Here is a 14,106-nt window from a genome sequence, read left to right on the forward strand (position 1 = left end):
GTTATTATCTCATTGATAAACAAACCGATTCGGCGATCCACCTTAGGCCGTGTGGATTTTTTGTCGTCTATAAGCATTGGGGCTCGATCCGGCATACGCTTTGAACTTTTTATAGAACCAATCAATATCCTTATAGCCTACCTCAATAGCAATCTCATATATTCGCAAATTCGTGGAAGACAACAACTGCTGTGCCTTTTCCATACGTTGCTGGAGCATATAATCATTGAAAGATATCTTCTCTTCCAGCTTGAACTTCTGTCCAAGGTACGCACAGTTAAAGTGAAGCATGTCAGAGATCTTCTTCAGCGTGATTTCATCACTCAGATGATCCCGTACATAGGCCTTGACGATACGAATAACATGACTGGAGTGCATGGGTTTACCATTCATTTGAACGGGTGTTTTGAAGAACGACGACGTTTTGTGTGCCGGGTCGGTTTCAAGGTGGGATCTAAGTCCATGCAGACTGTTAAGTAAGGAAGAAGGACTAACAGGATACGGGAGATAATCATTTACCTGATACGTCAAGGCTTTGCGTACGAACCTGAAGTGATCTCTTCCACCCATAAGGAGAATAGGTATCTGACTTTTTTTTCGAATGTCATTGCATAACCAGAGCCCCGCGGTATCAAACCTCTCTGTATGTACCATAACAAGGGAAAAGTCTCGTTCTGACAATGCGGTCAAAGCCTCGGCCGATGAGAACACACAATTTGCGATAGTATATTGAGCTTTGCTCCGTAGCAACATCTGTTGCAACTCTCCGCACAAACGACGGCTGAAATCCACAAGTAAAATATCATACATGAAGCAATACCTCACCTTCTGCTGAATTGTAATGCGCTAGATTAACTGAAATTTGACTTAATTTCATTATGGTAATAAAAGAAAGCGCATACAATGTGCATATTTTTGTAGACAGTGCATTTCTTTACCAATTAAAACCTATAATGCACTTTGCTCGTGCAAAATTACGCGAATCTATATTCAGCCCGGGTAAACATCTGTATTTCGGCAGGTTGTTTGCGCTTTCATTTGAACGATACACTGTGATAGCAAACGACAATCAGGGGGGAAGACGATGAGAAAAAACAAGTTCATGCTACTGAGCCTGGTATTTGCGGTCTTGTTGGTAATTGCTGCATGCAGTTCTGCACCTACCGCTCAACCCGAGCCGGAAAAGACAACACCACAGGAGGAACAAAAACCCGCGGAAACCGAGCCAAAGAATGAAAACTCCACGCCAGAAATGGACTTTGACATGGGTGGCAGAACCATCAAGGTTGTTGCTTGGTGGGACATGGAAATACAGGGGAACAACCCGGACAACATTCAACGCCTTGAGAATCTCGAAGCGCTGAAGAAAAAACACAACTTTAATATTGAATACGTTTCCATCGATTTCGGTGAATATCAGGAAAAGGTGGTTGCTTCCCTGATGGCCGGTGAACCGCTTGGCGATCTGGTGAGACTGGGCAAAAACTATGCCATTCCGGCATTGACCAAACAGGATCTGTTATGGCCGGTGGATGATTATATTAAAAACGACAAGGTATTCAACCAGAAAACAACCAAGGAATACATGCAGTATGAAGGCAAAGGTTACGGCTTTACCGAGGACCAGTCCTCGTTTATCAACGGAATTTTCTATAATCGCACACTCATGCAAGAGCTCGGCTTGAAGCCACTTCAGGAGTATGTGGATGCCGATGAATGGAACTGGGATACGTTCATCAGTGTTGCCAAGCAAGCGAACAAGGATCGAAACAATGATGGCAAGCTGGACACTTGGGGACTCGCTCAAACGGGCTTGCTGGAACCGATTCTGTATTCCAACGAGGCTTCTCTGACCAAAGAGGATAAGCAGAACCTGGAAGATCCAAAAACGAAAGAAGCGTTGAACTTCCTGTCCAAACTGGCTACCGAGAAGGTCGGGAGAGCTTCTGAGGGCGGCGATTGGACAGAGCCATCCACGTTCTTCCGTCAAGGCAACACCTTGATGTATTCAGGTGCCATGTACGAAGTCGAAGGTATTATGACGGATATGCAGGACTACGATATTGGTTTTGTACCGTTTCCAAAAGGTCCAAGTGCAACAGCGTATCACTCTGGTGAGTCACGTTACCAAGCTATAACGATTCCAAAAGCGGTAGAGAATCCGGAACAACTGATGTACATCTGGGAGAAAATTAATGAGATCGAGTCGATCTATGAATACCCGGGACAATCCACACTGGAGACACATCTGACCGATGAAGCAGATATCAACAACGCCAGAGAGGTTGCGGAAGGTATGTTGGTTCTCGACCATAACACATTCCCGTCCTTGCCGTTCTGGGACTTTGATGGGGAGCTCAAAGAAGGGGGATCCGTATCCACGCTGATTGAGAAATACAAGGCTCCTTTCCAGGCTGCGATTGATGAGGTATACAAATAAGTATCACGTTACACGGGCAGAACGCACCAGTGAAGGTGCGGTCTGTCCGGGTTAGTCAATCGTTCAGTTCTCTCAACGCTTACAGGAAAGGGGATACATTCAAACATGCGGTCACGTAAGAAAAAGGGACTAATCCTGGTGCTTGTCCTGGCCTTGGTGCTCTCCATATGGACACTATATCCATCGCGGGATCGTAATCCGGGAACGGTACATGCGCTTGAGGACTTTGAGGCGGTATCGGGAACCGAGGATTCATTCAGTTATGAGCATTATCTGACTGCTCATGACAATACGGCCAAACCGGATGATATTGTACGCATCGAAGGCGAATCTTATGTTCAGGCAGAGGATGGGGAATTTGAGGTTGTGCAAGGGTACGCCGGATTAGACGGAAATGCCGTAATTACGCCGGAAACCGGAACCATTCGCTGGGATGTTCCCGTTCAAGTGAGCGGTTTGTACAACATTCGCATTCACTATTATCCCGTAGAAGGCAAAAGCTCCGGGATCGAACGCAGGCTTGAGCTTAATGGTAAGGTCCCGTTCAGAGGGGCCGATATTCTTCTGTTTGACAGGGTATGGGGGAATCGCGAGGATAACGTCCGGCAGGACGATCGTGGCAACGAGCTTAGACCAAGACAAGTGGAGCAGCCCGAATGGCAACTGACTTCCTTCAAGGACAGCGCAGGGTACTTCGAGGAACCGTTTCAGTTTTATTTTGAAAAAGGCAATCAGCAGTTTTCGCTCACTTCATTAAGAGAAAGCATGGCGATCGATTATATCGAGCTGTACCAGGAAGGTGAAGTCCCGTCCTATACAGAGCTGGAGAAGACCTATGCCTCACTCGGCTTGAAACAAGCTGCTCCTGTCATGCTGAAAGTGCAGGGGGAGGAAGCTGTCAGCAAATCATCCCCTACACTGGCACCGATCTCGGACCGATCAAGCCCTTCACTGGAGCCTTATAATGTCTCGAAAATTCGCATGAACGCCATCGGGGGCATTAACTGGAAGCTGCCTGGGGAATGGATTGAGTGGGAAATTGACGTGCCTGAAGACGGATTATATCAAATTGCGCTTAAGGTGAAACAGGATCAATTGCGTGGCATTTATGCCACCCGCAGTCTGACGATTAACGGCGAAGTTCCGTTTAAGGAAATGAAACGCATTCGATTTAACTACAGCCCTGCCTGGCAAACTCAGGTGTTGGGATCGGGAGAAGATCAGCCATATCAGTTTCATCTGGAAAAAGGGAAACATCGAATCCGAATGACGGTTACACTTGGCGACATCGCTCCGCTGCTGCGGACCGTGGAATCCAGCGTACTGGAACTGAATGAGATGTATCGCAAAATATTAATGATCACCTCCAACAGTCCGGACCCACTGCGGGATTACCAGCTGGAACGTCGTATTCCGGAGATGACGGAGGTTTTTGAGCGACAGGCTGATACCTTGCGCTCGGTTGCAGATTACCTGGAAAAGGCCACGGGTGAGCAAAGTGACAAAGTGGCCGTACTGCACGCCATGGTATTGCAGCTTGAAGATATGGCGGCCAGACCAGAGACGATTCCCAAACGGCTGGATACGTTCAAAATTAACGTAGGTGGTCTCGGTACGTGGATTCTATCGGTGCGTGAACAGCCGATTACGCTGGACTACCTTATCGTATCTCCGCCGGGTGAGTCCCTGCCAAAAGCGGAAGCGAGCACCATCCAGCAGGTAAAACACGAACTGGGCGCGTATGTTGCCTCTTATACCGAAGATTACGACAGCATTGGTAACGTGGAACAAAAGAAGGATGCCATCACCGTATGGATCACAACCGGACGGGATCAGGCCCAAGTGCTGAAAGGTATGATCGACGATTCGTTTACCCCGGATACGGATGTGTCCGTGCAGTTACGTCTCGTTCCGCCTAATATTTTGCTGCCCGCTACACTCTCGGGGGAAGGACCGGATGTAGCCATGCAGATGGGCGAAGACATTCCGGTGAATTATGCGATGAGGAATGCAACAGCGGATCTGAGCCAGTTCCCTGATTTCGAGGAAATTTCGGGCAGGTTTCGTGAAAGCGGATTGACGCCTTATCGCTACAACGACGGGGTATATGCCCTTCCGGAGCAGCAGCATTTTCCAATGCTCTTTTACCGCAAAGATATTCTGAATGAACTGGGCCTCGAACCACCAAAAACGTGGCAGGACGTATATAACGCCATCGCCGTGCTGCAGAAGCATAATATGCAGTTTTATCTGCCGATTGAGGATACGCTGAACAATGCCAACCTGGTTCCGAATTCAACCTTTGCCATGTTGTTATATCAGAATGACGGGACGTTCTACACCGAAGATCAGAAGAAAAGTGCACTGGATTCGGAGATTTCTATGGACGCGTTCAAACGCTGGACGCAATTTTATACCAATTACAAGTTTCCGCTCAAAGCTGACTTTCCGAACCGCTTCCGTACCGGGGAAATGCCGATCGGGATTGCTGATTACACCACGTATAACATGCTGACGGTTATGGCTCCCGAAATCCGCAATCTCTGGGACTTTACGATTGTACCGGGTACACAGCTTCCGGATGGGTCCATTCGGCACGAAGTGGCCAGCGCTACGAGCGCGGTGATGATGCTCGAAAATGCCGACAACAAGGAAGCGGCGTGGAAGTTCATGAAGTGGTGGACTGATGAGCAGACCCAGATTGAATACGGGAGAGAAATGGAAGGTCTTATGGGAGCGGCTGCCCGTTACCCGACGGCCAATATCGAAGCCTTGAAGCAATTGCCTTGGCCTGTGAAGGATTATCAAAATCTCGAGAAACAATGGGAATGGGTACAGGGAATCCCGCAGCTTCCTGGAGGTTATTTCACGGGACGACATCTGGACAACGCCTTCCGCAAGGTGGTCAATGCTAATGAAAATCCGCGTGAAGCTTTATCGGACTATGTGTTGTACATCGATGATGAAATTGAGTTGAAACGCAAGGAATTTAATCTGAAATAGAGGAAAGGGAGGGTAACGGTTGCAAGCTAAAACTACCAAGACAGCCGCCGCTCCTGCCGTCCATACCCGCCAGGTCGGCTGGTGGTCCCTATTGAAGCGGGATCTGTATCTCAGCAGGCATTATTATGTATTGATGGCACCGTTTATGCTGATTTTTTTCATGTTTACTGTCATTCCGGTCGGCATTTCACTCGGGCTCAGCTTTTTTCACTTCAATATGTTGGAGCTGCCGCGATTTGTCGGCTGGCAGAACTATTCCCGGCTTTTCCTGAACGATGACGTATTTCTGATCGCGCTCAAAAACACGCTGCTTTTTGCCGTAATTACAGGCCCTGTCAGCTATATTGCCTGCTTTTTGTTTGCGTGGATCATCAATGAGCTGTCTCCTAAAATTCGGGCGGTCATGACGCTGGTTTTCTATGCCCCATCCATATCGGGCAACGTCTTTTTCATCTGGCTGATCATCTTCTCGGGTGACAGCTACGGATATATGAACGGCTTCTTGATGCGCCTTGGCGTCATATTGGAACCGATCCAATGGCTCGCAGACGAGAAGTATGTACTGGCAATCGTCATTATTGTACAGCTGTGGCTGAGCCTGGGAACCAGCTTCCTGGCCTTTATTGCAGGACTGCAAACCATTGATCGTTCTCTGGTTGAAGCAGGAACCGTAGACGGGATCAAAAACCGCTGGCAGGAGCTCTGGTACATCACCTTGCCCTCGATGAGACCGCAGCTGATGTTTGGTGCGGTAATGCAGATTACCGCCTCCTTCGCCGTAGCCGAGATATCCATCGCACTGGCAGGTTTCCCGAGCGTAAACTATGCGGCACACACGGTTGTCACACATCTGATGGACTTCGGAACAATTCGTTTCGAGATGGGGTACGCCTCGGCCATTGCAACGGTCCTGTTTGCCCTGATGCTGGGTACAAACGTTCTCACGCAAAAAATGCTTAGAAAGATAGGTGAATGACGATGACCAGCAAAGTACGTGCCGTGTTTGGCATGCCAAAAAGGCTTAATCGGTCATTTACCGTCAGCCTGATGTTATTTGCATTGCTGGGCGTGTTCGGCTCCTTTATGGTGCTTCCGCTCATCTATGCTGTCAACAATGCATTCAAGCCGCTGGATGAACTGTTTATTTTCCCGCCGCGCTTCTGGGTGAACAATCCGACAACGGAGAATTTTGCCGATCTGATCAACCTCATGGGCAATTCGTGGGTGCCGTTATCCCGCTATATTGCCAACACATTGCTCATTACGATACTTGGCACAGCGGGGCATATCCTTCTTGCATCTGCAGCGGCTTATCCGCTGGCGAAATATCGTTTTCCGGGTTCCAAAGTGTTGTTCACGATTGTCATTCTGTCCCTGATGTTCTCGCCACATGTCACGGCGATTCCGAACTACATGGTCATGTCCTGGCTTGGCTGGATTAACACTCATGCATCGATTATTGTGCCATCACTTGCGTTCTCGCTGGGACTTTTCCTGATGAAACAGTTCATGGAGCAGATTCCCGATGCTTTGCTGGAGGCAGCCAAAATCGACGGAGCCAATGAATACCGGATATTTTGGAGCATCGTGATGCCCAATGTGAAGCCGGCATGGCTCACGCTCATGATCCTGCAGTTTCCAGCGCTATGGGGAACGGATGGCGGGAGTTTCATTTACAGTGAAAATCTCAAAACGTTGCATTATGCGCTCAGTCAGATTGTACAGGGAGGGATTGCAAGAGCGGGTGTAGGTGCGGCTGTTGCCTTGCTGCTGATGATCGTACCAATCACCCTGTTTATCATCTCTCAGAGCAGTGTTATGCAGACGATGGCCACTTCGGGCATGAAAGAGTAGAAAGGAGGCAGCGAGGTGCGGAGAAGCACATGGAAAAAACGTAAATCGATCATCATGGGCATGATCTGCCTCCTGTTGTTCGTTCAAGAGGCGCCCTACGTGAGTGCAGACGGTAAAACGGATGCGTATCTTTATTCCTTCTGGGGTGACGCAGTTCCGGCACCGGCGGCATATGAGGCAACAACCATTATCACCGGCAAGAAGCTGAACACAACTCCTATGAAAGAGCCAAGCGACATGCATGTTACCGCCAATCAGCACGTCTTTGTGCTCGATTCGGGCAATGGCCGGATCATTGAGATGGATCGCAATTTCAAGCTGGTACGGACGATTGATTCATTTGAGCAGGAAGGCAAGGAAGAACATTTTAAAAATCCACAGGGATTGTACGTCACGGAAAAAGGCCATCTGCTGGTTGCTGATTCGGATAATCACCGGGTGGTGCATCTGGATGAACAGGGGAAGCTGGTCAAGATTGTGTCTGAACCGAAATCGGATCTGCTAAAAGCAGACTTCCAGTTTAAACCGATGCGGATTGTTATGGACAAAGGGGAACGCATCTACGTCATGGCCGAAGGCGTATTTGATGGATTCATGGAGTTTAGCGCCGATGGCACGTTCTCTTCCTTCATTGGAGCGAACAGAGTTCAGGTGGACCCGGTGGAATATCTGTGGAAACGGTTTGCAACACGGGAGCAGCGCAGCCAGATGGTGATGTTCACTCCGACGGAATTTACCAATCTGGATATGGATGAAGAGGGCTTCATCTATGCCACTAGCGGGGATCGCGGCAAAGAACCGGTCAAGAAGCTGAATGCCCAGGGGACAGACATTTTGCGCAGAGAAGGCTATCAAACTCCACAAGGTGATATGGTATATACCCAAGAATCGGGTCCATCCCGCCTGATTGATGTGGATGTGGGGGACAGTGACATGTATTCCGTACTGGATTCCAGCAAGGGCCGAATCTTCACTTACAATGGAGACGGATATCTGCTCCATATTTTTGGCGGCATCGGGAACCGCCTGGGCCAGTTTAATACACCTGTTGCCCTGGAACGTGCGGGAGACCGGATGTTAATTCTGGATAAAGCGCTGGGCGAAATCACCGTCTTTCAAACAACTGAATACGGACGTACGCTCCACGAAGCGGTGCGCAGCTACTATAACGGTGATGAAGATCAATCTTCAGTGCTGTTTGCCCAAGCTGCCGAGATGAACGCTAATCTGGAATATGCGTATGCGGGAATTGGCAAAGCACTGCTTCGTCAGAAGGACTACGCCGAGTCTGCGAAATATTTCAAGCGCAGCATGGAGCCCAAAGGGTATTCCAAAGCTTTTCTTTTGTACCGCAAAGAGCTGATGCGTGAGCATTTTTCATGGATGATGTCCGGTTTATTCCTGGCTGTCGCTGCGTTTGTCACCGTCATCATCGTTCGCAGGCAGAAAAGGAGGACTACGAATGCAGGCATCAAGTAAGCAATTATACCAGTACCCGCTGCATCTGATTTTTCATCCGTTTGACGGATACTGGGAATTGAAATATGAACGGAACCAGAGAAACTCACTGCTGATTGCTTTCATGATCCTGGTGCTTCTGGTCATCACCAAAATTTTGCATGCCCAGTACAGCGGTTTTCTCATTAACCTCAGTAATCCAAAGTACCTGAACAGTCTGCTTGAAATGGTGTATGTCATTATTCCGGTGCTGTTTTGGTGTGTGGCCAACTGGTCGTTAACCACATTGATGGACGGTGAAGGAAAGTTTTCCGAAATTTTCATGTCAACGTGTTTTGCACTGGTACCGTTGTTCCTCATTCATTTCCCATGGATCTGGCTGAGTCTTGTGATCTCACAGCAGGAAACTGCCTTTTATTATTTCTCCAATGCACTCGCCGTTGTGTGGACGGTATATCTGTTATTTGTGGGAAATATGACGGTTCATCAGTATACACCTGCCAAAACGGTGCTCACGATGCTGCTGACACTTGTAGCGATGGCGTTTATGGCATTTCTGTGCCTGTTATTCTTCAGTCTTGTACAGCAGATTGTATCGTTTGTCGTAACCATCTATCAGGAATTAGTGCTTCGGGGCTAAGGGAGGAGGAATTTGTTATGAAATATGCCGTAGCCAAAAAAATAACAGGAATGCTGCTCGCGAGCAGTCTGCTTCTTGGCGGTTGTCAATTCTCGCCAACACCGCTTGCTCACGAGACAGTGACTGCCGCAGATCCGACGGACTTTCCCTCCCTGCCTCCCGGAGAGAAACTGAAATCATCGTTCAGCGATGTCCGCCTTCCCGGCATGGTAGGCATTGCGCAGAATGCTGCGCTGCAGTTGTTCATTCACGAAGAGACTGCCGAGATTGCAGTGATTCACACGCAGAGTGGCCAGATCTGGCGCAGCAATCCTGCAGATCGTGAGCAGGATGGGGTTGCAGCCGGGATAAACAAAGACCTGTTGTCATCACAAACAAAGCTCAGCTTCTTCAACAGCCTGGGACAGAGCAGCACCGTGAATTCTTTCACGGATAGTGTTGCACACAAGCAGATAAGCTACGAGGTGCTGCCAGGTGGCGTGCGGGTCCACTACCAGTTTGGAAGCACTGAGCGATCCATCGAAGACTTGCCGATGAAGATCAGCAAGGAGCGATTTGAACAAAAGCTGCTTGCACAGCTAGACAAGGCCGGGCAGCGGGCCTTGAAGGTCGGCTATGCGGAAGACAAGGATGAAGGCGCTTACGTCCGGATTGATAAGGCGATGCAAGGATTGCAGCTGTCCCGGGCCTTGAAGGCTTTTGACACAGCAGGTTATACACCGGAGGATCTGGCTCAGGATCATGCCGAGTTTGGCATTGAAGAGGAACGAAGTGGACCACGGCTGTTTATGCTTACGATGGAATATGAGCTGGATGGAGAGGATCTGCTCGTGCGTGTTCCGTCCTCAGGTATTCATTTTCCGGAGGAATATCCGATCAACAGCATATCCGTGCTGGATTATTTCGGAGCCGGTGGTTCAGATGAAGAGGGCTCCATCCTGGTGCCAGACGGTTCGGGAGCTCTGATTCATTTTAACAATGGTAAGCTGCAGTATCCTGCCTATCAACAAGACATATACGGACCGGATATGACCATGAAACTGCGGGAAGCAAGTTCGAATGAAGCCAGAGCCAGGTTACCGGTATTTGGACTGATTCGGAAAGAGGGAGCTTTCCTCGGCATTATTGAGGAAGGGGATGCCGTTGCAGTTGTGAATGCCGATATCAGCGGCAAGCTGAACAGCTACAACAACGTATATCCAAGCTTCTATGTGGTGAACAAGAGCGATGTGACACTTCAGGCAAGTGATATGGTTCGTACACTTCCGAAATTCCAGAAGAAACCGACTATGTCTGACTTCGTCGTTCGATATGCTTTTGTGGGGGCGGATAAGGCCTCGTACTCGGGGCTTGCATCTCTCTATCGGGATTATCTGATGCAAAACGGCGGACTTCCCGAGCTGAATGCAAGCAAGGAGCAGAGTAACGTTCCCTTTTACCTGCAACTGTTCGGCGGCATGACAACAAGGCAGCATATGCTGGGCATACCGTATGACTCAACGGAGGCTTTGACCACGTTTGATGAAGCCAAAAGCATTCTCTCCGCCTTGACGGAGAAGAAGGTATCCAATATTCAGGTACGCTATGCGGGTTGGCTTAACGGCGGACTTCATCATCGACTGCCGGATTCCATCCAGGTAGACGGCGCGGTAGGCGGAAAAAAGGGATTGCGGGAATTCAGCGCATACACACAAGAAGCGGGCATCGGCTTCTATCCCGATATCGCTCTGCTGAATGTGCAATCAAAAAAAGGGTTTAAACCGTCCAAAGAAGCTTCACGCACATTAACTCAGGAACCGGCGGTCATGTATCCGATGAATCAGGCCATCCAGCGGCGGGACCGGGATCGTTCACCTTCCTATGTGCTTTCGCCCAACTTGCTGGAGGACGTAACGGCAGACATGTTAGATGAGCTCAGATCCCTTCAAAAGGATGGACTGTCGCTGAGCTTGAATGACCTGGCAGCACAGCTAAACAGCGATATGAATCCGAAAAAGCTGGTGGACCGAACACAAGCGCTCGGCTCCGTTAAAAAGGCACTTGAACAGATCCGCCAGCAGTCTGGCTCGCTTGTTGCTGAAGGCGGGAACGCTTATGCCCTGCCGTATGTAACAGGTCTGACAGATGCGCCGATGACCAGCAGCCGCTTCAAGCTGGAGGATGAAGAGATTCCGTTCTATCAGCTCGTTGTACACGGCAGCATCGGCTATACGGGGACGCCATACAATCTCTCCACATATACCAATGCAAGGCAATATGTGCTGAAGCTGATTGAATATGGAGCCAGTCCTTACTTTGCATGGTTCAATGCGCCAAACCATGTGGTGAAAGAAACGGATTATGATGATCTCTACGCGGCGAATTATGAACAATGGATCGATCTGGCTGCCGAAATTTACAATGAGGTGAACCAGGCGAACCAGCCGTTTGCCGGACGTTCCATGATGTCCCATGAATCCCTGGAGGAGGGCGTCTTCCGGACAACATATGAAGGTGGCGGGTTCGTAATCGTCAATTATAACGACTTCCCTGTAGAAGTTGACAACGATACAGTGGAAGCCCAAAGCTATGTGACTGGTGGTGAGCAGCTCTGAAGACGCTCCTGAAATGGAAATGGGGAAGTCGTACGTATGCTCAGCAGAAAGCCATGTGGGGCGTAATCTATGTGCTTCCCTGGCTCATTGGTTTTGTGTTGTTTTTCTTCATTCCGCTGTTAGCCTCTCTGCGATACAGCATGAGTACAATTCAAGCTAGCGCGGAAGGCATAGCGATTCAGTTCACCGGTGTCGCCAATTACATTCAGGCGCTCACCGTCAATACAAGCTTTAACCGTGCGTTAATTGAGGCGATCACAGATGTACTCATCAACGTACCACTTATCGTTATATTCAGTCTGTTCCTTGCCGTCATCCTGAATCAGAAGTTCAGGGGCCGGGCTGTAGCGCGGTCGATCTTTTTCCTGCCCGTTATTCTGGCATCGGGAGTGATTATGACACTGGAAAGCACCAGCCTGATTGAAGCGGTTAATCAGAGCAGCACAGGTGGAAGCTCACTCGGGACATTTGAACTCGAAAACATAATGGTTAATGCCGGAGTGAGCGATTGGATCGTTACGTATCTGAGCAGCGCCGTAGATCGGATCTATCAGATCGTCAGTCAGTCCGGTGTACAGATTTTGATCTTTTTGGCAGGGATCCAGACGATTTCCCCTCAACTGTATGAGGCTTCGAAGATGGAAGGGGCGACGGGATATGAAGCCTTCTGGAAAATTACGTTCCCGATGGTCAGCCCGCTTATTTTTGTCAATGCGATCTATACAATCATTGATTCGTTTGCCAATAACGCCATGACGGAACTGATCCGGGATACCGGCTTCGTCAAGTTTGACTTTGGATTAAGTTCTGCCATGGCATGGGTCTACTTTCTGGCCATTGCCATCATTCTGGTTATCGTAAACATCATTTTCTCGAAGCGAGTCTTCTATCAAGATTAGAAAGGAGGGTGTCCGACGTGACAACATCACGATTATTATCGCTGGAGCATTGGAAAGGCTGGCTGTGGGCCATGATCCGATTCGTTCTGATTACCGGGCTTTCCTTCGTTATCCTGTTTCCCATATTTCAGAAGGTTTCAACATCCGTCAAAGCTAAAGGTGATCTGTATTCGGCAGTGGTGGTGTGGATTCCACAGAACTTCTCCATCGACAATTTCAAGCAGGCGATACGCGTAATGGATTACTGGGCAACGCTGTTTAATACGTTTGCCCTGTCTGCAACGACTACACTGCTGACTACAGCATCCTGTGCACTTGCAGGGTACGGATTCGCCAGACTGAAATTCAGGGGAAGCAACTGGTTGTTTGCCGGTGTAATTCTGACGATTCTAGTACCGCCAACGACCATTCTCATTCCGGTATACTTGAATCTGAAAAGCTTTGACCTGATGGGGCTTATGACGCTTATAGCCGGCAAACCTGTTAATTTGCTAAACACCTATTGGCCGTTTATTCTGACGGCTATTACGGCCAATTCGCTTAAGGCCGGCTTGTACATCTTTATTTTCCGGCAATTCTTCAGAGGTATTCCGAAGGAGGTGGAGGAGGCGGCCTATGTGGACGGCGCGGGCATCGGGCGAACATTTTCAAGAATCATGCTGCCCAATGCCATTCCGTCCATGGTAACAGTCATGCTGTTTTCCTTCGTATGGCAGTGGAACGACAGTTTCTATACGACGACTTATCTGACTTCAAGTAAAGTCATGTCGACCCAGTTATCGTCCCTTCCGTATAATCTGGCCCAACAGGTTACTGACGGTGCCGCTTCCCAGGCCGATCCGTTCTATCTGAGTATGATCCAGGATACAGGAATTCTTCTTGCCATTCTGCCTTTGATCGTCATCTATCTGTTTGTGCAACGATATTTCGTAGAAAGTGTAGAGCGTACGGGAATCGTCGGTTAAGTTAAGTTCTCCTGTACATTCGAAGTGGTTCAAAGTGGAAAAGGAAGGAGGAACTTCATGCAACATTCCATCTGTGAAAAGGGGGCATGCAACGTTCTCATGAACGTCTGCTCACAGCAGAACCGGGATCCTTCCCTGCGCAGAATCCCCCTGCTGGTGTGGAACGGGCTGCGGGAGCGGGCGCCGACCTGAGCGATATGCTTGATCAGAGATACTCTGACGGAGCTTACCTCGCAATAGTGTAAGACAATAT

General features: G+C 49.0%; 11 protein-coding genes. 10 read left to right on the top strand and 1 reads right to left on the bottom strand.

The window, feature by feature from the left end; translation table 11 throughout:
• Positions 1–42: 42 nt before the first annotated feature.
• Positions 43–810, bottom strand: a complete 768-nt coding sequence (locus QVE09_RS01760; RefSeq protein ID WP_315935398.1) for a helix-turn-helix domain-containing protein — start codon at positions 808–810, stop codon at positions 43–45.
• A gap of 274 nt (positions 811–1,084) precedes the next feature.
• Here QVE09_RS01760 and QVE09_RS01765 point away from each other — a divergent pair, with 274 nt between their 5' ends.
• The 10 genes from QVE09_RS01765 to QVE09_RS01810 all read left to right on the top strand — a co-directional run bounded on the left by QVE09_RS01765 (position 1,085) and on the right by QVE09_RS01810 (position 14,098).
• Positions 1,085–2,440, top strand: a complete 1,356-nt coding sequence (locus QVE09_RS01765) for an extracellular solute-binding protein (protein WP_315935399.1) — start codon at positions 1,085–1,087, stop codon at positions 2,438–2,440.
• Between the two features lie 105 nt (positions 2,441–2,545).
• Positions 2,546–5,443 carry an extracellular solute-binding protein gene (locus QVE09_RS01770; RefSeq protein ID WP_315935400.1) on the top strand — a complete coding sequence of 966 codons (2,898 nt, stop codon included), beginning with the start codon at positions 2,546–2,548 and terminating at the stop codon, positions 5,441–5,443.
• A gap of 19 nt (positions 5,444–5,462) precedes the next feature.
• Positions 5,463–6,419 (top strand): carbohydrate ABC transporter permease, encoded by a 957-nt coding sequence (locus tag QVE09_RS01775; RefSeq protein WP_315935401.1) that lies wholly within the window; start codon positions 5,463–5,465, stop codon positions 6,417–6,419.
• Between the two features lie 2 nt (positions 6,420–6,421).
• Positions 6,422–7,297 carry a carbohydrate ABC transporter permease gene (locus QVE09_RS01780; protein WP_026081082.1) on the top strand — a complete coding sequence of 292 codons (876 nt, stop codon included), beginning with the start codon at positions 6,422–6,424 and terminating at the stop codon, positions 7,295–7,297.
• A 15-nt stretch (positions 7,298–7,312) separates the two neighbouring features.
• Positions 7,313–8,776, top strand: coding sequence for a hypothetical protein (locus QVE09_RS01785; protein ID WP_315935402.1), 1,464 nt, complete (start codon positions 7,313–7,315; stop codon positions 8,774–8,776).
• Complete coding sequence (locus QVE09_RS01790) at positions 8,760–9,395, top strand: YIP1 family protein (RefSeq protein ID WP_315935403.1); 636 nt, start codon at positions 8,760–8,762, stop codon at positions 9,393–9,395. Before QVE09_RS01785 ends, QVE09_RS01790 begins: the two co-directional genes overlap by 17 nt.
• Before the next feature lie 17 nt (positions 9,396–9,412).
• Positions 9,413–11,989, top strand: a complete 2,577-nt coding sequence (locus QVE09_RS01795) for a DUF5696 domain-containing protein (protein ID WP_315935404.1) — start codon at positions 9,413–9,415, stop codon at positions 11,987–11,989.
• Positions 11,990–12,042: 53 nt separating this feature from the next.
• The gene (locus tag QVE09_RS01800) at positions 12,043–12,888 is read left to right on the top strand and encodes a carbohydrate ABC transporter permease (protein WP_315935405.1); all 846 of its coding nucleotides are present in this window, start codon (positions 12,043–12,045) and stop codon (positions 12,886–12,888) included.
• A gap of 17 nt (positions 12,889–12,905) precedes the next feature.
• Positions 12,906–13,853 (top strand): carbohydrate ABC transporter permease, encoded by a 948-nt coding sequence (locus tag QVE09_RS01805; protein WP_017688479.1) that lies wholly within the window; start codon positions 12,906–12,908, stop codon positions 13,851–13,853.
• An 86-nt stretch (positions 13,854–13,939) separates the two neighbouring features.
• A complete protein-coding gene (locus tag QVE09_RS01810; RefSeq protein WP_315935406.1) occupies positions 13,940–14,098 on the top strand; it encodes a hypothetical protein in 159 nt (52 codons plus the stop codon).
• The last annotated feature ends 8 nt before the right edge of the window (positions 14,099–14,106 follow it).

This window comes from Paenibacillus sp. ClWae2A (assembly GCF_032452295.1).
GTDB lineage: Bacteria > Bacillota > Bacilli > Paenibacillales > Paenibacillaceae > Paenibacillus.

Coding starts and splice junctions, on each gene's coding strand:
- QVE09_RS01760 (WP_315935398.1), bottom strand. CDS start 810: ATGTATGATATTTTACTTGTGGATTTCAGCCGTCGTTTGTGCGGAGAG.
- QVE09_RS01765 (WP_315935399.1), top strand. CDS start 1,085: ATGAGAAAAAACAAGTTCATGCTACTGAGCCTGGTATTTGCGGTCTTG.
- QVE09_RS01770 (WP_315935400.1), top strand. CDS start 2,546: ATGCGGTCACGTAAGAAAAAGGGACTAATCCTGGTGCTTGTCCTGGCC.
- QVE09_RS01780 (WP_026081082.1), top strand. CDS start 6,422: ATGACCAGCAAAGTACGTGCCGTGTTTGGCATGCCAAAAAGGCTTAAT.
- QVE09_RS01790 (WP_315935403.1), top strand. CDS start 8,760: ATGCAGGCATCAAGTAAGCAATTATACCAGTACCCGCTGCATCTGATT.
- QVE09_RS01795 (WP_315935404.1), top strand. CDS start 9,413: ATGAAATATGCCGTAGCCAAAAAAATAACAGGAATGCTGCTCGCGAGC.
- QVE09_RS01800 (WP_315935405.1), top strand. CDS start 12,043: ATGTGGGGCGTAATCTATGTGCTTCCCTGGCTCATTGGTTTTGTGTTG.
- QVE09_RS01810 (WP_315935406.1), top strand. CDS start 13,940: ATGCAACGTTCTCATGAACGTCTGCTCACAGCAGAACCGGGATCCTTC.